We start from the raw sequence: 21061 nt of genomic DNA on the forward strand, positions 1-21061 counted from the left end.
AGAGGGCTCTGCCCTCTCCGAACCTCACCCGCCAAGGGCCTGAGGCCCTTGGATCCCCATCTGGCTGGCGCGGATGCGGTGATCGGGGACCGGTTCTTTCGGCGCGCCCTTCCTGCACGTGCAATCGCCTCGGGTCACTGACCCGAGGCGCACCGGCCGCAAGGCATCCCCAACTCGAAGAAAAAGATGATGGAGAGGGGGCCGGGGAGAGGAAGAATTCCTTCTTCCTCTCCCCGAAATCACCAGCGACGCCCGCTTAGAACGGAAGCTCCCGCTACGCCGCCACCGTCTCGAAGCGCGCCGCGAAGGCCTCGCGCTCCGCATGCGTCATGTGCAGCCCCCGCTTCGTGCGCCGCCACAGCACGTCCTCCGGCGCGACGACCCATTCGTGGGCGCGCATCCATTCCAGCTCGCGCGCGGTGATGCCGCCGCCGAGGTCGCCGCCCATGGCCTCGATGGAGGTGGCGCCATCGATCACGCGCTCGAGCTCGCCGCCATGGGTGCGGATCAGGCGGTCGAGCAGCTCGCGGGGCAGCCAGGGGTGGCTCGCGGCCATGCTCTCGGTGAAGGTCGCGCGCGACATGCCGCCGAGGTCGCCGCCGGGAAGCGCGGCACGGCCGGTCCAGTCCGCGCCCTCCCGGCCGAGGGCGCGGCCGATCTGGCGCGCGGCGTCCTCCGCGAGGCGGCGGTAGGTCGTGATCTTGCCGCCGAGCACGGAGAGCAGAGGGGCGCCCTGCGTGTCCATCGCCAGCGTGTAGTCGCGCGTGACGGAGGAGGGGTTGTCCGAGCCGTCGTCGTGCAGCGGGCGCACGCCGGAATAGGTCCAGGCGATGCTGTCGGGCGAGACCGGCTTGCGGAACTGGCGGGAGACGGCCTCGCAGAGATAGGCGGCCTCCTCCGGCGTGCAGGTCGGCTTGCCTTGCGCGGGGTCGTGCGGCACGTCGGTGGTGCCGATGAGGGAGTATTCCCCCTCGTAAGGAATGACGAAGACCACCCGACGGTCGTCGTTCTGCAGGATATAGGCCTGCTCGCCTCGGTACAGCGCGGGCACGACGATGTGGCTGCCGCGCACCAGCCGCACGCGGCCGGCGAGCGCCGTGCCTGTCGCGTCCTGCGCGCCCATCACCCAGGGGCCGGCGGCGTTCGCGATGGCACGAGCGCGAACGACGTGCTCCTGCCTGTCCGCGCCGCGGATGGTGGCGATCCAGGTATCGGCGGTGCGCTTGGCGCTGAGGAACTCGGTGCGCGGCAGGATGGTGGCACCGCGATCGGCGGCGTCGCGCGCGTTGAGAAGAACGAGGCGGCTGTCCTCCACCCAGCAGTCGGAATAGGCGAAGCCGCGGGAGAACTGCGGCTGCTTCAGCGGCTCGCCCTGCGGCAGGCGGTCGAGGGCCAGCGCCTCGCTCCCCGGCAGCGACTTGCGGCTGGCGAGGTGGTCGTAGAGGAAGAGGCCCGCGCGGATCATCCAGCGCGGCCGCATCTCCGGCCGGTGCGGCAGCACGAAGCGCATGGGCCAGACAATATGCGGCGCGATGCCAAGCAGCACCTCGCGCTCGGCGAGCGCCTCGCGCACGAGGCGGAACTCGTAGGTCTCCAGGTAGCGGATGCCGCCGTGGATGAGCTTGGAGGATGAGGAGGAGGTCGCCTCGGCGATGTCGCCGCGCTCCACCAGCATGACGGAGAAGCCGCGCCCGACCATGTCGCGCGCGATGCCGCTGCCGTTGACGCCGCCGCCGATGACGAGGAGGTCCACGCTTTCAGGAATAGCCATCAGAGAAGCCTTGCCCGCACGCGGGTCACAACGATTTCCGCGATCAGCACAACGGCGAGGATCGCGAGGAGGATGGTCGCCACCTGGTCCCACTGGAAGAAGTTGATCGCGTCCTCCAGCACCACGCCGATGCCGCCGGCGCCGACCAGGCCGAGCACGGCGCTCTCGCGCACGTTGATGTCCCAGCGGAAGAGGGCGACGCCCCAGAAGGCCGGGCGGATCTGCGGCCAGACGGCCTTGAGCATCTCCGCGCCCCAGGGGGCACCGGCCGCGCGCAGGGCTTCCCGCGGGCCGGGATTCATCTCCTCCAGCGCCTCGGCCAGCAGCTTGCCGACGAAGCCGATGGAGCGGAAGGCGATGGCGAAGACGCCCGCCGCCGCGCCGGGACCGAAGACGGCGACGAAGATCAGTGCCCAGACGAGGGAGTTGACCGAGCGCGAAGCGACCAGCCCCACCTGCGCGAGCGCGTTGAGCGCCGGCACGCGGCAGATGTTGCGCGCGGCGAGCAGCGCCAGCGGGATGGCCATGACGAAGCCGAAGACGGTGCCGAGGGTTGCGATATGTAGCGTCTCGATCAGCGCGGCGTGCACGGTGCGCGGGTAGTAGGCGAGATCGGGCGGCCACATCCGCACCAGCAGGTCCGCCATCTGCTCGGGCGCGTCGGCCAGGAACTCCGGGATGATGTCGATCGTCCGCACCGCCCAGACGACGGAGGCGACGACGGCGAGGAACATCGCCCAGCGCACGAGCCGCTCGGCCGGCGTGTGGCGGATCCATTCCCGCCGGAGCGGGGCCAGGGTGTCTCCGGTCGTGGCGCTCATCTCATCGCTGCCCGGATGCGGCCCGACACCAGCTCGGCGAGCAGGATAAGGGCGATGATGGAGATCAGGATGGCCGAGACGAAGTCGTAGTCGAAGCGCTTGAAGGCCGCGAAGAGCGTGCCGCCGATGCCGCCCGCGCCGACCACGCCCACCAGGGTCGAATTCCGGAGGTTGCTGTCGAGCTGGTAGAGCCCGAAGCCGACGAAGCGCGAGGCCACCTGCGGCAGCACGCCGAGGAGCAGCACCGCCATGCCGGAGGCGCCGGTGGAGCGCACGGCCTCCACCTGCTTCATGGAGATCTCCTCCACGGCCTCGGCGAAGAGCTTCGACACGAAGCCGATCGAAGCCACGGTCAGTGCCGCCACGCCAGCCAGCGCGCCGAAGCCGAGCGCCTTCACGAAGAGGATGGCGACGATCACGTAGTGCAGGCTGCGGCAGACCGCGATGAAGCCGCGCACCGGCCCCGAGACCCACCAGGGCGCCAGGTTGCGCGCCGCCATCAGCCCGAGCGGGAGCGAGAGGATGATGCCGAGGACCGTCGCCAGCACCGCGATCTGGATGCTCTCGAGCATGCCTTCCAGCAGCAGCTCCCAGCGCTCGAAGTTCGGCGGGAACATGCGCGCGAGGAACCGCCCGCCCTCGCCGAGGCCGGTGATGAAGCGGCCGAGGCCGAGGTCGAGCTGCGTCGAGGCGTAGATGAGATAGGCGATCAGCAGCACGCCGAGGATCCGCATGGCCCAGTCGGGCGCGAAGGGCGCGCGGCGCGGGGAGGGGAGGGCGGCGTCGCTCACAGCCAGTCCTCGCCGCCGTAGATCCGGCGCAGATGGTCGTCCTGCAGCGACTCGGGCGGGCCGTCGAAGATGATGGCGCCCTCGTGCATGCCGACGATGCGCTTCGCGTAGCGCTTGGCCAGCGCCACGTTGTGGATGTTGATGATGACCGGCACGCCCTCGGCCGCCGCGAGCTTCGTCAGCATCTCCAGCACCTCGACAGAGGTGCGGGGATCGAGGGAGGAGGTGGGTTCGTCCGCCAGCAGCAGGTCGGGTCGCTGCATCAGGGCGCGCGCGATGCCCACGCGCTGCCGCTGCCCGCCCGAGAGCGCGTCGGCCCGCCGCGTCGCGTGCTCCGGCAGCCCGACGGCGTCGAGCAGCGCGAAGGCGCGGGCGATGTCCTCCTCCGGGTATTTCCGAAGCCAAGCCCGCCAGAGCGGCACGTAGCCGAGCCGCCCGCAGAGCACGTTCTCCATGACAGAGAGGCGTTCCACGAGGTTGTACTCCTGGAACACCATGCCGATCCGCCGCCGGGCGAGCCGGAGGGCCCGCCCGCGCAGCTTCGCGACATCGATGGCACCCCCGGCACCCGTCAGCCGGATCTCGCCGCGCGTCGGCTCGACCAACCGGTTGATGCAGCGGAGCAGCGTGGACTTGCCCGTGCCGGAGGGGCCGATGATGGCCGTGATCCCCTCCGCGCCGATCGACAGGTCCAGGTTCCGCAGCACCGGCTTGCCGGGCACGTACTCCTTGGTGAGTCCGCGGATGTCGAGGGCAGCGCTCATGGCTGGCGCGGTGCTGCCTGGGGAGTGGCGTGCGGCGTCGCTCCCTGGGTCTGGGGCGCGCTGCGCGCGGCATTGCGCCGGGCCTCGGCTTCCAGCTCCCGGCGGCTTTCCTCGTCGAAGGCGGCGCGGCTGTAGGGGGCGTTCACCGCATCGGCCACCGCGCGCACGGGCGCCCATTGCTCGGCATAGGTGGCGGGCCAGAAGCGGTCATTGCCGCCGAGGTCGCGCACCATCGACTCCGGGAAGCGGTATTCCAGGAAGCACTGGCGGATCTTGTCCTGCAGCTCGGGCCGCAGGTCATGCGCCATGGCGAAGGAGGAGGTGGGGAAGGGATCGCTCTGCCAGATGACGCGGAAGTTCTCGCCCTTCACCTGCCCGCGCGCGACCATGCGGGAATAGACGTCCGACGCCACCGGCGCCGCGTCGTAGTCGCCGGCGTTCACGCCCATCACGCTGCGGTCATGCCCGCCGGAATAGACCACGCGGTAGTCGGCATCCGGGTTCAGCCCGAGGCCCGGGAAGAAGGCGCGCGGCGCGAGGTTGCCGGAATTGGAGGTGGCGGAGGTATGCGCCACCCGCTTGCCCTTCAGGTCGGCCAGCGTGCGGAAGGGACTGTCGGCGCGGACCAGCATCAGCACGCGGTAGCTCTCGAAGCCGTCCGGCCCGCCCTTAACGGCGAAGGGCACGGCGCCCGCGAGGTTCACGGCGAAGGCGGTGGGACCGGTGGAGAAGCCCGCGATGTGCAGGCGGCCGGAGCGCATGGCCTCCACCTGCGCCGCGTTGCTCGTCACCTGGAAATAGACGGTGCGCTTGCCCGTGCAGCGCGTCAGGTGGTCGATCAGCGGCCGGAACTGGCTGGCGTAGAGGGCGGGGTCCTCCACCGGCGTATAGGCGAAGACGAGCGTGGAGGGGTCGCGCTGGCGCGCGGCCGCCGGCGTGTCCGCGACCATGTCGCGGTTCTCGTCGCAGTAGCCCTCGTCCAGCGTGCCGCGGAAGCAGCCGGCCTGGCCGGGGGTGGGAGCAGGCGCCGGGGCCTGGGCCATGGCGGGGAGCACCATCAGGGCGAGCAGCCCCGCGGGCAGGGTGGCGAGAAGGGTTCTTCTCATGCGGCGTTTTCCTCCGTTGTCGTGTTGCGTGCGGCGAGCAGCCCTTCCGCGAATTCCGCGAAGCCGCGCCCGCCCGGGGCGCGCGTCACATAGGCGGGGGCCGCCGCGATACTGTCGAGGTGTGGAACGACGTTGGCAACGCCGACGGAGAACGGCACCGCGGCGAAGAGCGGCGCGTCGTTCGGGCTGTCACCGAGGAAGGCCACCTGCCCGATCACCGAGGCGAGCGGCGCGAGGCGGGCGGCGAAGAGGTTCTCGATGCCTGAGCGCTTGTCCCAACCCCCGAACCAAGCGTTCACGTGGATGGAGGAGACCTTCGCCTGCGCGCCCCCGGCCTCGAAGACGGCGGCGATGCGGTGCGCGGCCTCCAGCGGCAGCGGGCCGGCATCCTCGGCGAAGTCCACGGCGGCGTCGAAGAGGCGGAAGGGCTGGTCGGCGGAGAGGGCGCTGCCGGGAACCGCCGCCATGGCCCGATCGGCCAGCGCCATCAGCCGGTCCCGGTTCGCCAGCCGCGCCGCCTCGCCCTGCGCCTGCCAGCGGAGCATCCGCCGCGCCTGGCGGTCCTCGGCGTACCAGAGGGCGCCGTTCTCCCCGACCACCGCGGTCACGGGCCATTGCCGGGCGATGGCGTCGCACCAGCCGGCCGGGCGGCCCGTCACCGGGATGACCGCGATCCCGGCGACCGAGAGCGCCTCCATGGCGGCATAGGCGAGGGCGGGCAGGCGCCCCTCCTCGGTCAGCGTGTCGTCGATATCAGTGAGCACGTAGCGCAACGCCGCCAGCCGCTGCGGCGGGGCGTCGCTCAAGGGCAGCGGCGCGGGCATCTTCTCTCCCATTGATGTGGAGGATGCCACTCAATGATGTGGAGGGTCAAACATCTTTCGCGACATGCACCACGACCCCTGCCCGGGCGAGGGCGGCGGCCAGCGGCGGGGGAGGGGGGGCGTCCGTCACCAGGTCCGTCAGCACCGAGAGATCGGCAACGTGCTCGATGTAGCCACGTCCGAACTTGCCGGAATCGAGCAGCAGCACCCGGCGCGGCGCGCGCTCCAGCATGGCGCGCTTGACCCAGGCGGCTCGGCTCTCGGCGTCCGTCGGGCCCTCCGCCACCAGGCCGGATGCGCCGATCAGGGCGATGTCCGCACTGAAGCGGCGGAGGAAGGCGTCGGTCTCGTGTCCGTAGAGGGCGCGTTCGGCCGCCAGGAACTCGCCGGGCGCCACCAGCACGCGCATGCCCGCGGCCTCCCCGGTCGCGGCGGCCACGGGCAGGCTGTTGGTCAGGACGGTGGCGGCGATCCCACGCCCCGCGAGCGCCTGGGCGAAGCGGGCGGTGGTGCTGCCCGCATCCACCATCAGCACCGCGCCCGGCTCCACCAGGGCAGCGGCGGCGGCGCCGATCCGCGCGCGCTCCGGCCCCGCCATGGCTTCTCGCGCTAGAAGGTCCGGCTGCACGCCCGCATGGGTGACGGAGGCGCCGCCATAGGTGCGCCGCACCGCGCCCTTCGCCGAGAGCTCCTCCACGTCCCGCCGCACCGTCTCGCCCGAGACGCCGAATCGCGCCGCGAGGGCGCTGATCCGCACCGTGGGGTCCGTGTTGAGCGCCTGGAGGATGGCGGCGTGTCGCGCCTCCTTCCCCGGCGCGCCGTCCTGCCGCCTTGCCATGGCGCCAGGGTGGTCGGCCGGCGCTCCTTGCGCAACCGATGGGGCGCAACCGGCGGGGTCTTGGAGGATGGCGCGCCGACGTGACAGGCTGGCGGCGAGACCGAAGCCCGGAGCCGCCCCATGATCCGCCGCCGCCATCTGGTCGCTGCCGGAAGCCTGCTGCCCTTCCTGCCCGCCGCGCGTGCCCACGCCCAGGGGGCCCTGGCGATGCCCGCGCCGGGGAAGCGCGCCTGGGCCGCGCAGGTGCCGGGGATCCGCCTGGGCGTCCTCGGCGGCGAATCGGAGAGCGACCGACTCGGCCGCTACGAGGCCTATCGCAAGCTCTTCGAGGACACCTTCGGCGTTCCCACGCGGATGTTCTTCGCCTCCGATTATTCCGGCGTGCAGCAGGCCTTTGCGGCGAAGACGCTCGAGATCGCCAACATGTCGCCCGCCGCCTATGCCGGGGTCTGGCTCGACACCAATGGCGGCGTGGAGCCGATCCTCGTCACGAAGGAGCCGGACGGCAGCACGAGCTATGTCGCGCTGATGTATGCCCGCGCCGATTCCGGCATCACGAGGCTGGAGGACATGCGCGGGAAGTCGATGGCCTGGTCCGACCCCAACTCGGCCTCGGGCTACCTGATCCCCCGCGCCGAGCTGCGGGCGGCCGGCATCAACCCGGAGCCGGGGGGGTTCTTTTCCCGCACGGGCTTTGCGGGCGGCCACGACCAGGCGCTCGTGGCTGTGCTGCAGAAGCAGTACGACGCCGGTGTCTGCTGGTCCTCCGGCCAGGGGGAGGAGAGCCGCGGCTTCTCTCGCGGCGTGCTCACGGCAGCCGTCGAGAAGGGGCTGCTGGACATGAAGGACATCCGCGTCATCTGGCGTTCCCGCCCGATCCAGAACGGGCCCATCGTCGTCCGCGCCGACCTGCCGGCGGCCTTCAAGAAGGACATGGTGGACTTCCACCTCGCCCTGCCCAGCGCCCACCCCGACATCCACAAGGCCGTGGAGCGCGGCAGCGCCGTCGGCTGGGTGCCGACGAAGCACGAGGACTACGCGGTCTTCGTCGACATGCGCCGGGCAGAGGCCGCGGAGCGGCGGCGGCGGAACTAGCCGCCAGTCTCCCCCGAAGGTGACGCGGCGCCCCGTTCCCCCCGTGCCCGCGCAGGTTTAACCCGCGCCCATGCCCAATCCGCCCAAGTTGCGCCGTCCGCTGGTCCTGGCCTCGGTCATGGCCTCGATGTTCATGATCGCGATCGAGGCGACCATCGTCTCCACCGCCATGCCGCAGATCGCGGGGCAGCTCGGCGACCTTCACCTCTACTCCTGGGTCTTCGCCTCCTTCCTGCTGGCGCAGACCGCGACGACGATGGTCTTCGGCAAGCTCGCCGACAGCCATGGGCGGCGGCCGGTGATGCTCTGGGGCATCGGGATCTTCCTTCTCGGCTCGATCCTCTGCGGCTTCGCCTGGTCCATCCCCTCGCTGATCGCCTTCCGCCTTGTGCAGGGCGTGGGCGCGGGAGCGATCCAGCCCGTTTCGCTCACGGTGGTGGGGGACCTCTACTCCATCGAGGAGCGCGGACGGATCCAGGGCTGGCTCGCCAGCGTATGGGGCATCTCCTCCGTCGCGGGGCCGCTGGTTGGCGGCATCATCATCGGCCGCGCGAGCTGGGCCTGGATCTTCTGGATGAACATTCCCATCGGCCTGCTCGCCGCCGCCGGCTTCTGGCGCTTCCTGCGCGAGGAGGTGCCGCGGGAGCGCCGCCCGGTGGACGTGGCGGGCGCCCTCCTCCTCACCCTCGCGGTCGCCGGGCTGATGGTGGCCACGAACGACCCCGGCAGCGCCCTCTCGATCGCGTCCCTCCTCGGCGGCATCGCCTGCGCTATGGCATTCCTCTGGCAGGAGCGCCGCGCGGCGGACCCGGTGCTGGACATCCGCCTCTGGCTGCGCCGCCCGATCGCCACCTCCAACGCCACCGTCCTGTTCAGCGGCATGGCCATCATCGGGCTGACCACCTTCCTGCCGATGTACGTTCAGGCCGTGCTCGGCCGCTCCGCCCTCGTCGCTGGCTTCACGCTGACGGTGATGGTCTTCGGCTGGCCCCTGGGCGCCACCATCGCGGCCCGCGCCTTCGGCCGGTTCGGGCTGCGCGCCTGCCTGCTGCTGGGCGCCGTGCTGGTGCCGGCGGGCGCGGTGACCTTCGTGCTGCTCGGCCCTGGCTCCTCCCCCTGGTTCGCGGGGGCGGGCTCGCTCGTCATGGGGCTGGGCATGGGCTTCCTCAGCGTCTCCGCCATCGTCATCGTCCAGGAGAGCGTCGGTTGGTCAGAGCGCGGGGCCTCCACCGCCTCCAACGTCTTCTCGCGCAACCTCGGCAGCGCCCTGGGGGCGGCGGTGCTCGGCGGTGTGCTGAACATTGGCCTCGCCCGCCACGGCGGCGACGTGGACTACGACGATATCCGCCGCCTGCTCGAGCACGGCGGCGCCACCACGGCCATCGACGGCACCGTGCGGGCGGCACTCGAAGGATCGCTGCATCTGACCTTCTGGGCGGTGCTGGCGACTTCCGTGATCACGCTCCTTCTCGCCCTGCTGGTGCCCCAGGTGGCGCCGCGCTCCCGCGTGACGGCCGCCGCGCCGGCTGACTGACCGCGCCCTTGGCCCCTGGAGAGGGCGCTGCCCTCCGGGCGAACGCGCAGCGTTCGTCCCGCTCCAGACCTCTCCCGCGAGGAGCCTGAGGCCCCTGGACCCCCGTCTGGCTGGCGCGGATGCGGTGATCAGGGGCGGGTTCTTTTGCGGCGCCCTTCCTGGCCGTGCAGTCGCCTCGGGCCCACGACCCGAGGCGCACCAGCCGGGTGACTATTCAAACAAGCAGAAAAAAGATGGGTGGAGGCTGGGGGGAGAATTCGTTCTCTCCCCCGGAGTCACCCGCGCCGCCGCAACAGCGGCCAGCGCCGTTGCCAACCCTTGCGAGCCACCCGTTCCTCCACCACCGCCCGCTTATCGCCCGTGAAGCGCGGCCCCGGGCGGATCACGCCGCCGAGCAGGTCTTCCAGCCCGAGCGGCGCCAGTACGGCGACGGCTGCGCCGTCCCAGCGCGCTGCCACGGCCGTGGCCGTTTCCGGCCAGTGCCGCAGGGCATCGGCGGTGTCGCGGTAGGGCGCGTCGCCGTTGCGGGCGTGCATGCGGGCCTGGTTCGTCACGGACCAGGGCACGTCGGGCTCCGCCGCGCGGAGGCGGGCTTCGATGGCGCGGTCCACCTCGGCGGAGGGCGAGGCGGCGTCGAACCACACCACGTCCACGTCGCCCGGATTGGGCGCGGGCGGGCGGCCGTGCAGCGCGTCCCAGGCGGCGTCGCGCACGAAGCCGGCGCCGATCCAGCCATCGGGCAGGTCCAGCGCGGCCACGGCGCGGAGGAGGCGCATCCGCCGGGTATCGGCGGCCAGGAGGGCGGCCAGCCATGCCTCCGGCGGTGCTACCTCAGGCGAGGGGCATCCGCGCCTCCTGGGCGGGAAGGAAGCGGCCGTCATAGACCTCCTCCGGCGCCGGCACGCGGGCGAGGCCGAAGCCGCTGGCGACGGTGCTGATGGTTTCGGCCAGCCGTGCCGGCTCCACGTCCCCGATGCCGCGGGCGCGGGTGGCCGGGGTGAGGATCTGGCGCTGGGCAAGCCAGGTCAGGCGCTCCGTCTCCAGGGCAAGGTCCACGAGCTGGGACTGGGCGGCGATGGTCGCGGCGGTGGTTTTCGGATCGGCCATGGATTCCCGCCAGGAGCGAGTGGCGGCCAGGAGGAAGCGGCGCACCACGTCCGGCTGCTCCCGGATCACCGACTGCCCCGCGAGGATGGAGTTGCCGTAGCTGTCGATCCCGTGGTCCGCGTAGGAGAGGAAGTTCACGTCCTCCAGCCGCGTGCCGTTGGCTTTGATGTTGAAGAAGGTGGTGTAGTCGAAGCCGGTGACGCCCGCGACCTGGCGGGTCAGCAGCATCTGGTCGCGCAACTGCGCGGTCACCTGCCGCCGCGTCACCTTCGCCTCGTCCACGCCGTTGATCTTGAGGAAGGCCGGGAACATGCGGGAGGCGCCGTCCGACACGCCGTTGCCGATCACCTTTCCCTCGAGGTCGCGCGGCGTGTTGATCCCCGCGGATTTGAGGCTGATCACCGCCTGGGGGGACCGGTTCTGCAACACCATCACCGCGCGCGGCGAGTTCTCCGGCTGGCGGGAGGCGAATTCCGTGAGGGTCGAGAGGTCGCCCACCCCGAACTGGTAGGTGCCGCTGGCCACCCGCGTGATGGCGTCGCCCGAGCCGTTGGAGGGGTCGATCTGCACGTCCAGCCCGGCCTCTCGGAAGTAGCCGCGCGCCTCGGCGTGGTAGAACGGCGCGGTGGACCCATCTACGCCGAAGTTGAGCACGAGGCGGACGCGCGCCCGTTCCTGGGCCCGCAGCACGCGCGGGGCGGCGAGGGCCAGGGTCGTGGTGCCGGCGGCAAGGCCCATGAGGGCGCGGCGTGAGAGGATGAGCGGCATGGCGAAGGACGGTCTCCCGGAAAGGTTGACGGAGGGGGCGGTGGGTTCCGCCGTCCGCCGCTTCCAGGCAGGTTCCGTGCCGCGCCGGTCGCTCGCCGCGCTGCCGCTGCTGGCGGCCGGGCCCGCCCTCGCGCAGGAGGCCCCCCAAGAGGTCCAGGTGGAAGGCTGGCGCCTCGTGCTGAACGGCACGGGCGTGCGCCGCTTCCTGTTGATCGAGGTGCTCCGCGGCTGGCTCTACCTCGAGCGGCGGAGCACTGACGCGGCGGCCATCCTCGCCTCGGGCGGTGCGAAGCTGCTCCGGCTGCGTTATTCCGTGCCTGTGCCGAAGAGCAAGCTCGTGGAGGGCTGGGAGGAGGGCTTCCACGACGGCTGCGGCTGCGAAATGCCGCCCGCCTTCCGCGCCCGGCTGCGCGACCTGCCATCGGGCCAGGTGGAGGACTGGCTCTTCCTGCCCGACCGCGCGGAGATCGCCTATGCCGGGGAGCCGCCCGTGACCGTTACCGGGCAGCAGGGCCGGATGATGCTGTCGAGCTTCATCGGGCCCGGCGCCGGGAGCGCGGGGTTGCGGCGCGGGCTGCTCGGCCAGGACTGAGGGCGCCGCCTCAGTCCCCGAACATCGCGAGCACCGCTGCCGGGTCTACATCGGCGATCGCGGGCGGCGACCAGCGCGGCGCGTTGTCCTTGTCCACCAGCACGGCGCGCACGCCCTCGGCGAAGTCCGGGTGGCGCGTCACGGCGCGGGTGAGGGCGAGTTCCATCGCCAGGCAGGCCGGCAGGTCCATCGTCGCGCCGCGCCGCAGCAGCTCCAGCGTGACGAGGAGCGATGTCGGGGACATCCGGTGCAGCACGTCGAGTTGCGCGCGCGCCCAGTCGGTGCCCTGGGCGGTCAGGACAGCCATGATGGAGGAGAGGTCCCCGGGCGCGAAGGCAAACTCGACCGCGGCCCGCGCCGCCTCGACCGCGCCGGGCGGCACGGCGGCGGCGTGGCGCTCGACAACGCTGGCATCGCCCGCAAGCAGCGCCTCGCGCAGGGCGGGCAGGCGCTCGCGCGGCACATGGTGCGTGGCCAGCCCCGCCTCCACCGCCTCCGCGCCGCGCAGGCGCGCGCCGGTCAGGGCGAGCCACCGGCCCATGGCGCCGGGCGTGCCGGGCAGGCGCGGCAGCACGTAGGAGGTGCCGACATCGGGGAAGAGGGCGATGGCGGTCTCCGGCATCGCCATCAGCGCGTGCTCGGTCACCACGCGGTGGCTGCCATGGACGGAGACGCCGATGCCCCCGCCCATGCAGACGCCGTCGATGAGGCTGATCCAGGGCTTGGGATACTCGGCGATGCGGCGGTTGAGAGCGTATTCCTCAGCGAAGAAGCGCTCCACCGTCGCGGCATCGCCCGCGAGCGCCGCCGCGCGGATGGCGCGCACGTCGCCGCCCGCGCAGAAGGCGCGGCCGCCCGCGCCCTCGAGGATCACGAGATCGACGGCGGGGTCCTCCGCGAAGCGGGCGGCGGCCTCGGCCAGCCGCTCGATCATCTCCCCGTCCAGGGCGTTCAGCGCGCGGGGGCGGTTCATCAGGATGGTGCCGGCCCGGCCCTCCACGCGCGCCACCACGCTCGGCTCTACCGCGTCCATCGCTGCTCCCCCTGCTCCTCCTTCCCGCCTAGCCCTCGCCCTGGCGGACGGCAAGCGGCCGGGCATGTGCCCCTGGGCACCGAGACCGGTTGACACCGCCGCCCCACCCCGCGATGGCTGCCCGCGCGGGAGGGCCCCCCATGGCGCGGCGAGTGGTGAGCTACGGGACGGAGGGAACGGTGTTCGCCGGCGAGGCCGCGCGCGCCACGCCGCTGCCCGCGACGCCCGCCGTCATGGCGATGCCCGTCCTCTCGCTGGAGGGGGTGCGGCGGCCCGCGCGCGGCGATGCCGCCCCTTCCGCCGCCGGAGCGGACCTGGCCGTTGCGCGGGGCGAGATCGTCACGCTGCTCGGGGCCGCCGACGCAGGGGGTGGCGCGCTGATCGAGATCGTCGCCGGCTTCGCACCCGCCGCCGGGGGGCAGGTGATGATGAAGGGGGAGCCGGTCACCCGCCTTCCGCCCTGGCAGCGGGACATCGGCCTCGTCTCCTCCCAGCCGGACCTCTTTCCCGACATGACGGTCCTCGCCAACGCCGCCTTCCCGCTGGAGGCGCGCGGCGTCGCCCGCCCGGAGCGGGAGGAGCGTGCCAGCGCCATGCTGGGCCGCTGGAACGTGCCGGCCACGCTCTTTCCCGCCCTGCCGGCCTCGCTGCCGCCCGGCCGGCGGCTTCGCGTCGCCCTGGCGCGCGCCCTCGTCCACGGCCCGGCCCTGCTGCTGCTGGACGACCCGCTGAGCGCGGTGGACGGGGAGGAGCGGGCAGCCCTCGCCGCCGACCTGCTGCGCCTGCGGGACGAGCTGGGCCTGACCGTGCTGCACGCCACCGGGGATTCCGCCCTCGCCCTCTCCTTTTCCGACCGCGTGGCGGTGATGGAGGGCGGGCGCGTGCGACAGGCCGGCACGCCGCGCGAACTGTACGAGGCCCCTATCGACCCGGCAGTGGCCGCCCTGACTGGCCCCTGCAACCGCCTGCCCGGCCGGGTCCTCTCGCTGGAGAGCGGGGGCTGCCTCGTCCGCCTCGACTGCGGGCTGCAGGGCGTCGGCACGCCCGTGCGCGGGGCGGCGGCCCCGGTGGCGGGTGGGCGCTGCACCCTCGTGATCCGGCCCGAGCGCGTGGCTGTGGCCCCCGTGCCGCCCGAGGAGATGGGCGGGGACGCCGTCGCCGCCCGGCTGCTGGAGGCGCGCTTCGCCGGCGACCACCTCCGCCTGCGGCTGCTGATCGGGGAGGGGGGCGAGCTGGTCTGCCACCGCCCGCTCGGCCTGCCCCTGCCCGAGCCAGGCGAGGAGGCCTCCATCGCCTGGGATCTGGCGGCGGCGCGCGTTTACGCGGCCTGAGACCGGGGGCGCGCCAAAACCGCGCAACGAGATCGCCGGGATGGGTGCCGCGCCCCGCGGTTAGGTTCTATGCTGCGATGCAGATCCGATCGGGCCAAAGGACGCCATGATGCGCCCCATCACGCGCAGGCTGCTCGTGTCCGCCCCTCCTCTCCTCCCGGCGACGCTCGCCGCCGGGCGCGCGCGTGCGCAGGCGCGGGACCTCACCGTCGTTTCCTGGGGCGGCGCCTATCAGGACGCGCAGCGCGAGGTGATGTTCCGCCCCTTCCAGCGCGCGACCGGCCAGCGCCTGCTGGAGGAGACCTGGGACGGCGGCATGGAGGTGCTGCGCGACCACCAGGCGACGGCCCGCTGGGACCTCGTGCAGGTGGAGGGCGACGAGCTGGAACTGGGCTGCGAGGAGGGGCTGCTGGAGCCCATCAGCCCGGAGCAGGTGGGCGGCGCCGAGCGCTACATCCCCGGCACGCTCAGCCGCTGCGGCGTGGGCACCATCCTCTACGGCTTCGTCCTCGCCTATCGCCGCAGCGACCTCGTGCCCGAGGGCTGGGCGGATTTCTTCGACACCGGCCGCTTTCCAGGACCGCGCGCCATGCGCCGGGGCGCCAAGACGACGCTCGAGATCGCCCTTCTCTCGGACGGCGTGGCGCCGGCGGCGGTCTACCCGGCCCTGGCCACGGCGGCGGGGGTGGACCGCGCCTTCCGCCGGCTGGGGGCGATCCGCCCCGTGCTGCGCTGGTGGGACCAGGGCAGCGAGCCGCCGCGGCTGCTTGCGACCGGCGATGCGGCGATGGCGGTCTCCTACAACGGTCGCATCGACGTCGCGAACCGCGACGACGCGGCGGACCTCGGCACCGTCTGGGCAGGGCAGCTCATCGCGCAGGACAGCTGGGCGATCATGCGCGGCAGCCCGAACCGGGAGCGGGCGCTCGCCTTCCTCCGCTTCGTGGGCGACCCCGCGATCCAGGCCGGGCTGCCGCCGCGCATCCCCTACGGCGTCACCGCCCGCGGGGCAGAGGATGGGCTGCCCGACGACGTGCTGGCCAACCTGCCCACCGCGCCCGACAACGCCCGCGACGCGCTCAGGATCGACGACGCCTTCTGGCGCCTCCACCTCGACCGGCTGGAGCGCCGCTTCCAGGCCTGGCTCGCGGCCTGACGCGCCAACTTCCCCGGAAAGCCAGATCCCCTTGAAGCGCGACCCCTTCACCGCGGCCATGCTGGCCATGCCCCTCGTACTGCTCGTCCTCCTGGGCGCGGTGGTGCCGCTCGGCGCCCTCCTGACGCAATCCGTCGTCGAGACGGAGGTGAGGCCGGCCCTGCCGCGCACCGCCGCCGCCCTGCGCCACTGGGACGGCGCGGGCCTGCCCGATGACGGGGCCTTCGAGGCCCTGGCCGTCGATCTCGCTGCGCTACGCGCCGCCGGTGCTCCGGGCGCCGCCCTGATGGCCCGCGCCGCCGCCCGCCTCTCGGCCGACCTGCCGGGCATGGACGAGACTCTCTCCAACACTGCCACCCGGACCGCCGAGACGCGCGCCGTCCGCGCGGTCTCCGTCCTCGTTGCCGATCCCGCCTGGAGCGAGCCGGAGAGCTGGGCCGTGCTGCGGCAGGCGGGGGGCGACGCCTCGGGCTTCTACCTCCTGGCCGCCCTCGGCCTGCGCCGCACGGCATCGGGCGGGTTCGAGGGCAGCCCCCACGCCGCCGAGGCCCGCGCGGCACTTGCCGGCGGCATCGGCGCGGCGGCGCTGGCGACGATCGGCTGCCTCATCCTCGCCTGGCCGCTCGCCCGGTGGATCGCCGAGGCGCCACCGGCCCGGGCCGCGCTGCTCGCCGCTGCCGCGGCCCTGCCCCTGCTGGCTGGGGAGGGGGCGCGGGCGACGGGCTGGTCCGTCATCGCGGCGGGGCCACTAGCCTTTATTCTTGCCCTCGTGCTCGGGCTGCTGCCGCTGATGGCGCTGCCAATCGCGATCTCCCTCCGCCATGCGGGGACACGGCTGCCGCGCGCCGCGGCGGCACTGGGCGCGCGGCCCTGGCTGGTGTTCCGCCGCGTCTACCTGCCGCTCGCCCGGCGCGGGGTGGTGGCGGGTTGCGCCCTTGTCTTTACCCAGGCGCTCGGTGTGCTGGCCCTGCCCTCCGCCTTGCTAGGGGAGGGGGGGCTCGCCGCCACCAACCTCGCCGCCGCTGCGCGGGCGGGGCACTGGGCGGAGGCCGGGGCGCTGGCCGCCTGGCTTCTCCTTCCGGCCCTTCTGGCGGGGCTGCTGGCGGCCGCGCTGCTCCGTCCGCGCCGGGGAGCGCCAGCATGAGCCCGGCCTTCGGCGCGGCGGCGCTGGCGGCAGCGCTCGCCCCGCTCCTTCTCCTGCTCCTCGTCGGCGAGGCCTGGGGAGGGCCGGCTTCCCCCCTGGGCGCGCTGCTGGTCGGCATCGCCGCCGCGCTGGCGGCGACGGCGCTGGGCGGCGCCGCCGGCCTCGGCCTGCGCTCGCGCTTCTCCGGCCGGGGCGCGGCCCTGGCGCTGATCGCCCTGCCGCCGCTTCTTCCGCCCGTGCTGGCCGGGGCGGCGCTGCGGCTGGTAGCGGGGGAGGCGGGCCTCGCCATTCCGGCCACCGCGCTCTGGCACGCGCTGATCGGGGCGCCCCTCGTCGCCGTCCTCGTCATCGGCACGCTGGACGGGATCGAGCCCGCGCTGCTCCGCGCCGCCTGGGCCTGCGGCGCGCCGCCGGATCTCGTCGCCCGGACGGTCGAGCGGCCGCGCTTCCGCGCCGCCCTCGCCACGGGCGCCGCGCTGTCCCTCGCCCTCTCGCTCGGCGAGAGCACGGTCGCCGCCCTGCTCGACACGGGCGCGCCCGCCGTGGCGGCGCCGGCGCTCGCGCTGCTGCCGGTCATCGCGCTGCTGGGCGTCGCCCTCCTCTCGCGTCCACGGGGTGGAACGGAATGGGGAGACGGCTCGGAAGCCCCTGGCAACCGCCCGGACGGGGGCGGCTTAATCGGCTGGGCGCGACGCCGCGCCCCCATCAGGGAACCCGCGCCGTGATCTCGACTCCTCGCCGTGCCGTCCTGGCCGCGCTGCCCTTCCTCGCCGCCTCCGCGATGACGCGGGGTGCGCGCGCCCAGGCTCCGGCAGCCTCCGGCCCCTTCAGCCTGCCGCCGCTGCCCTACGCGGCCTCGGCCAACGAGCCCTCCATCGACGCGCAGACGATGCAGATCCATCACGACCTGCATCACCAGGCCTATGTCACCAACCTCAACAACGCCCTCAGGGACCACGGCCAGTTGGCCGCGATGCCGCTGGAGGCGCTGCTCTCGAAGCTCAACGAGGTGCCGGAAAGCATCCGCACCGCCGTGCGCAACAACGGCGGCGGCCACGCGAACCACAGCATGTTCTGGCCGATCATGGGCGGGAAGGGCGGCACCCCGGGCGGCGAACTGGGCGAGGCCGTGACCCGCGACCTCGGCGGCTTTGACAAGATGAAGGCCGACTTCAACGCGGCTGGCGCCTCGCGCTTCGGCAGCGGCTGGGTCTTCGTGACCGTCGCACGCGACGGCAAGCTCGCGATCACCACCCGCCCGAACCAGGACACGCCCCTATTCGAGGGCGAGCGCGTGCTGTTCGGCAACGATGTGTGGGAACACGCCTATTACCTGAAGTACCAGAACCGCCGGCCGGAATATCTGGCCAACTGGTGGAACGTGGTGGACTGGAACAAGGTCTCCGAACGCTACGCGGCGGCGAAGGCGGGGACGCTGACGATCTGAGCGGGCGGGGCGGGTGACGCTGGGGGAGAGAATGAATTCTCTCCCCCAGACCCCCACTCATCTTTTTCTATTTGTCTAAAATACTTTGCGGTTGGTGCGCCTCGGGTTGTGGAACCGAGGCAACTGACTGTTCAGGACGGTTCCGCGACAGCCAGAGGGGGAGCCGAGGGCCTCAGGTCCTTGGTGGGCGCGGGGCGAAACGCTGCGCATACGCCCCGAGGTCTGGAGAGGGCAGAGCCCTCTCCAGGAGTCACCGGCGCCGGCCTAAAGCCCGACCGGCCGCCCCGCCACCGTCACCGCCAGGTCACCCGGCCGCAGCAAGCGCGCCGCCACCCCCGCCAGCCGGTCCCGGGAGAGGGCTGCGAGGCGGGCCGGGCGGTTGGCCAGCCAGTCCAGCGGCCGGTTGTTCCGCTGTAGGGCGAGGAGGATGCCGGCGATCTGCCGGGTCGAGGTGAAGGAGAGGGGCTGGCTGCCGGTGAGGTAGGCGATCGCCTCTTCACGCTCCGCCTCGGTCGGGCCGGAGGCGGCCATGCGGGCCCATTCGCCGCGCAGTACCGAGATGGTCTCGGCCATGCGCGCGTTCTCGGTGGCCACCGATCCGACAATGAGGCTGCGGCCCGCCACGGGTTCCGGGCCCGCGCCGATGCCATAGGCAAGGCCGCGCTCCACCCGCACCGCGTTCATCAGCCGCGAGGAGAAGCCGCCGCCGCCGAGCACGCGCATGACCACGCCGGCCGCCTCCCAGTCGGGGTCGTCCACGGCGAGGCCGGGCTGGCCGAAGACGGCGCTCGACTGCGGGCTGTCCATGCCCACCACCTGCACGCCGCGGGCGGAGAAGGGGGGCAGGGCGGGCAGGGCGGCCGGCGCTTCGGCGAGCCAGTCGCCGAAGAGGGTTTCCATCAGGTCCCGCAGGTTCGACGCGGTGATCGCGCCGGAAGCGGCGATGAGGAGGCCCCCGCGGCGGAACTGGCGGGCGGGCACGCCGCGCAGCACCTCGGCGGGCAGGGCGGCGATGGTCTCCGCGGTGCCGCCCGGCGGATGGCCGAAGGGGCCGGGCAGGGCGGTGGACCAGAAGACGCGCCCGGCCTGGCCGCGCGGGCTTTCCAGCGCCTGCCGCGCGCCGGCGATCGCGCGGGCGCGCACCCGTTCGATATCTGGCCCCTCCATGCGCGGGGCGGAAAGGGCGAGGCGGGCAAGGCGCGCGGCCTCGGGAAGGGCGTCGGTCAGGCAGCGGAAACTGCCCGAGAACTCGTCCCGGTCCGCCGAGAAGGAGATCGAGATGGCGGCGTCGCGCAGCGCGTCCTGGAAGGCGGGGGCAGTCAGGTCACCCGCGCCTTCGGTCAGCAGGGCGGCGGCAAGGGCGGCCGCGCCCTCCCGGCCCTCGGGGTCGAGGGAGGCGCCGCCGGGGATGGAGAAGGAGAGGGAGATGACGGGGACCGCGTGGTCCTCGGCCAGCCAGGCGGTCACGCCGGCCGCCTCCACCACCTGCACGGGGAGGGTGAAGCCGCTGGGAATAGTGCCGCTCATGGTGCGCGGGTGCCCTCGGGCAGCAGCCAGCCGGTCATGGAGGGATGGGTGAAGACGGCGCGGGCCGCGGCCATCACCGCATCCGGCGTCACGGCGCGGATCTGGGCCGGCCAGTGCTCCACGGCATCGGCGGGCAGGCCGATGGCCAGTGCGCTGCCCAGCAGCCGCGGCGCCGCGCCGAGGCCGTCAAGCGAGAGGAAGGCGCCGGCGGTGAGTTGGCGCTGGCTTCGCGCCACCTCCTCCGCGGTCACGCCGGCATCGAGCAGGCGGGCGATCTCGTCCTCCACCGCGGCTTCGACCTTGGCTGGCGCGGTGTCGCCGCGCGGCGTCGCGAAGATGCCGAAGGAGGAGGCGCCCAGCTCGTCGCTATCGTAGCCAGAGCCGGCGCCGACCGCGAGGCCGCCCTCCACCAGGGTGCGGTGCAGGCGGGAGCCCGGGCCGCCGCCCAGCAGGTGCGCCAGGACCTCCAGCGGCAGGCCGTGCGCGCGGTCCGCCTCGTCGCGGCCCCAGGTCTGGGTGGGGGCGATCCAGGCGCGGAGCATCTGCGCCTCCCGCACGCCGGGGTCGTTGCGCACCAGCCGGCCCTCGAGTGGGGCGGGCGGCGGATTGGCACGGCGGCGCGGGGTGGCGGGCGCGCCCTCGGCGCCCGCGTACTCGCTCTCCACCACGCGGCGCAGCGCCTCCTCGTCCACGGCACCGGCGACCACCAGCACGGCGTTTGCGGGCGTGTACCAGCGGCGGTGGAACTCCAGCATGTCGTCGCGGGTGAGGGCGCGGATCTCCTCCTCCCAGCCGATGATCGGGCGGCCGCGCCAGTGCTGGCGGCCCCACATGGCGGCGTCGAAGGCCTCACGGAACCGGGCGCGGGGGGAGCTGTCGGTGCGCTGGCGCCGCTCCTCCAGCACCACCGCGCGCTCGGGCTCCACCGTCGCCTCGGGGTAGAGGGGCGCGCGGAGGCGATCGGCCTCCATAGAGGCGACGAGGGCGAGGCGCGTGGCCTCCACCGTCTGGTGATAGGCGGTCACGTCGCGCGAGGTGAAGGCGTTGTCCTGGCCGCCCTCCCGCGCGACGCGGCGGGAGAACTCGCCGTCCGCTACGTGCGCGCTGCCCTTGAACATCATGTGCTCGAGGAAATGGGCGAGGCCGGACTTGCCCGCGGGGTCATCCCCCGCGCCGACGCCGTAGAAGAGGTAGTGCGCGACCACCGGCGCCCCGCGGGTGCGGACATGCGCGACGCGCAGCCCGTTCGGGAGCGTCCAGAGACGGGCACCGAAGAGCGGGCGGTCGGCGGGAATGGGGGCCGGGGCGGGCAGGGCCGCCGCGGCAGGGGTCTGGGCCGGAGCGCGGCTTGCGAGGGCGGCCTGCGCAGCGGCTGCGGTGGCCAGCGCGGCACGACGGGTCAGAGGGAGCAT

Annotated in this window: 20 protein-coding genes; 8 read left to right on the forward strand and 12 right to left on the reverse strand. The window is 73.2% G+C overall.

The genetic code is table 11. The features are described from left to right. Window positions 1-274 precede the first annotated feature (274 nt). Genes glpD through BO39_RS07725 form a run of 7 tightly spaced genes read right to left on the reverse strand, consistent with a single transcriptional unit; the run spans window position 275 to window position 6915 of the window. Window positions 275-1771 carry a glycerol-3-phosphate dehydrogenase gene (glpD, locus tag BO39_RS07695; RefSeq protein WP_052401758.1) on the reverse strand — a complete coding sequence of 499 codons (1497 nt, stop codon included), beginning with the start codon at window positions 1769-1771 and terminating at the stop codon, window positions 275-277. Further along, entirely contained in the window at window positions 1771-2592 is an 822-nt protein-coding gene (gene phnE / locus BO39_RS07700) for a phosphonate ABC transporter, permease protein PhnE (RefSeq protein ID WP_043831685.1), read from the reverse strand. Before phnE (BO39_RS07700) ends, glpD begins: the two co-directional genes overlap by 1 nt. After that, window positions 2589-3383, reverse strand: coding sequence for a phosphonate ABC transporter, permease protein PhnE (phnE, locus tag BO39_RS07705; protein WP_043831688.1), 795 nt, complete (start codon window positions 3381-3383; stop codon window positions 2589-2591). The genes phnE (BO39_RS07700) and phnE (BO39_RS07705) overlap by 4 nt, the downstream gene beginning before the upstream one ends. Further along, the gene (gene phnC / locus BO39_RS07710) at window positions 3380-4147 is read right to left on the reverse strand and encodes a phosphonate ABC transporter ATP-binding protein (protein ID WP_043831690.1); all 768 of its coding nucleotides are present in this window, start codon (window positions 4145-4147) and stop codon (window positions 3380-3382) included. The genes phnE (BO39_RS07705) and phnC overlap by 4 nt, the downstream gene beginning before the upstream one ends. Further along, a complete protein-coding gene (gene phnD, locus BO39_RS07715) occupies window positions 4144-5253 on the reverse strand; it encodes a phosphate/phosphite/phosphonate ABC transporter substrate-binding protein (protein ID WP_084697935.1) in 1110 nt (369 codons plus the stop codon). The genes phnC and phnD (BO39_RS07715) overlap by 4 nt, the downstream gene beginning before the upstream one ends. Next, window positions 5250-6077 (reverse strand): HAD-IIB family hydrolase, encoded by an 828-nt coding sequence (locus BO39_RS07720; RefSeq protein WP_043831898.1) that lies wholly within the window; start codon window positions 6075-6077, stop codon window positions 5250-5252. The genes phnD (BO39_RS07715) and BO39_RS07720 overlap by 4 nt, the downstream gene beginning before the upstream one ends. A 46-nt stretch (window positions 6078-6123) precedes the next feature. Next, entirely contained in the window at window positions 6124-6915 is a 792-nt protein-coding gene (locus tag BO39_RS07725; RefSeq protein ID WP_043831692.1) for a DeoR/GlpR family DNA-binding transcription regulator, read from the reverse strand. Window positions 6916-7035: 120 nt separating this feature from the next. Between BO39_RS07725 and phnD (BO39_RS07730) the strand changes: the two genes are divergently transcribed. Further along, window positions 7036-8010 carry a phosphate/phosphite/phosphonate ABC transporter substrate-binding protein gene (phnD, locus tag BO39_RS07730; protein WP_043831694.1) on the forward strand — a complete coding sequence of 325 codons (975 nt, stop codon included), beginning with the start codon at window positions 7036-7038 and terminating at the stop codon, window positions 8008-8010. Between the two features lie 70 nt (window positions 8011-8080). Beyond that, complete coding sequence (locus BO39_RS07735) at window positions 8081-9544, forward strand: MDR family MFS transporter (protein ID WP_043831696.1); 1464 nt, start codon at window positions 8081-8083, stop codon at window positions 9542-9544. Window positions 9545-9819: 275 nt separating this feature from the next. On the opposite strand, the gene BO39_RS07740 is transcribed toward BO39_RS07735, so the two are convergent. Next, window positions 9820-10425, reverse strand: a complete 606-nt coding sequence (locus BO39_RS07740) for a nucleotidyltransferase family protein (RefSeq protein WP_084697936.1) — start codon at window positions 10423-10425, stop codon at window positions 9820-9822. Continuing rightward, on the reverse strand, window positions 10376-11419 hold the full coding sequence (locus tag BO39_RS07745; RefSeq protein ID WP_052401761.1) for an ABC transporter substrate-binding protein: 1044 nt from the start codon (window positions 11417-11419) through the stop codon (window positions 10376-10378). The genes BO39_RS07740 and BO39_RS07745 overlap by 50 nt, the downstream gene beginning before the upstream one ends. Between BO39_RS07745 and BO39_RS07750 the strand changes: the two genes are divergently transcribed. Further along, on the forward strand, window positions 11418-12011 hold the full coding sequence (locus BO39_RS07750; RefSeq protein WP_043831698.1) for a chalcone isomerase family protein: 594 nt from the start codon (window positions 11418-11420) through the stop codon (window positions 12009-12011). The genes BO39_RS07745 and BO39_RS07750 overlap by 2 nt on opposite strands. 10 nt (window positions 12012-12021) lie before the next feature. Here the strand turns inward: BO39_RS07750 and BO39_RS07755 are convergent, their stop codons facing one another. Continuing rightward, window positions 12022-13044 (reverse strand): enoyl-CoA hydratase/isomerase family protein, encoded by a 1023-nt coding sequence (locus tag BO39_RS07755; RefSeq protein WP_043831701.1) that lies wholly within the window; start codon window positions 13042-13044, stop codon window positions 12022-12024. A 140-nt stretch (window positions 13045-13184) separates the two neighbouring features. Here BO39_RS07755 and BO39_RS07760 point away from each other — a divergent pair, with 140 nt between their 5' ends. The 5 genes from BO39_RS07760 to BO39_RS07780 all read left to right on the forward strand — a co-directional run bounded on the left by BO39_RS07760 (window position 13185) and on the right by BO39_RS07780 (window position 18122). Further along, window positions 13185-14375: an ABC transporter ATP-binding protein gene (locus BO39_RS07760; RefSeq protein ID WP_052401763.1), complete on the forward strand. Its 1191-nt coding sequence runs from the start codon at window positions 13185-13187 to the stop codon at window positions 14373-14375. Between the two features lie 106 nt (window positions 14376-14481). Continuing rightward, window positions 14482-15531 carry an ABC transporter substrate-binding protein gene (locus tag BO39_RS07765; RefSeq protein WP_342666315.1) on the forward strand — a complete coding sequence of 350 codons (1050 nt, stop codon included), beginning with the start codon at window positions 14482-14484 and terminating at the stop codon, window positions 15529-15531. A gap of 31 nt (window positions 15532-15562) precedes the next feature. Next, window positions 15563-16675 (forward strand): ABC transporter permease subunit, encoded by a 1113-nt coding sequence (locus BO39_RS07770; RefSeq protein WP_052401765.1) that lies wholly within the window; start codon window positions 15563-15565, stop codon window positions 16673-16675. Beyond that, the gene (locus tag BO39_RS29735; protein WP_052401767.1) at window positions 16672-17400 is read left to right on the forward strand and encodes an ABC transporter permease subunit; all 729 of its coding nucleotides are present in this window, start codon (window positions 16672-16674) and stop codon (window positions 17398-17400) included. Before BO39_RS07770 ends, BO39_RS29735 begins: the two co-directional genes overlap by 4 nt. Then, window positions 17397-18122: a superoxide dismutase gene (locus BO39_RS07780; protein ID WP_043831702.1), complete on the forward strand. Its 726-nt coding sequence runs from the start codon at window positions 17397-17399 to the stop codon at window positions 18120-18122. Before BO39_RS29735 ends, BO39_RS07780 begins: the two co-directional genes overlap by 4 nt. Before the next feature lie 264 nt (window positions 18123-18386). On the opposite strand, the gene BO39_RS07785 is transcribed toward BO39_RS07780, so the two are convergent. After that, window positions 18387-19649, reverse strand: a complete 1263-nt coding sequence (locus BO39_RS07785) for a M16 family metallopeptidase (protein ID WP_043831704.1) — start codon at window positions 19647-19649, stop codon at window positions 18387-18389. Then, window positions 19646-21061 (reverse strand): M16 family metallopeptidase, encoded by a 1416-nt coding sequence (locus BO39_RS07790; RefSeq protein WP_043831706.1) that lies wholly within the window; start codon window positions 21059-21061, stop codon window positions 19646-19648. Before BO39_RS07790 ends, BO39_RS07785 begins: the two co-directional genes overlap by 4 nt.

The organism is Roseomonas aerilata DSM 19363, from assembly GCF_000711725.1.
Lineage (GTDB): Bacteria > Pseudomonadota > Alphaproteobacteria > Acetobacterales > Acetobacteraceae > Roseomonas > Roseomonas aerilata.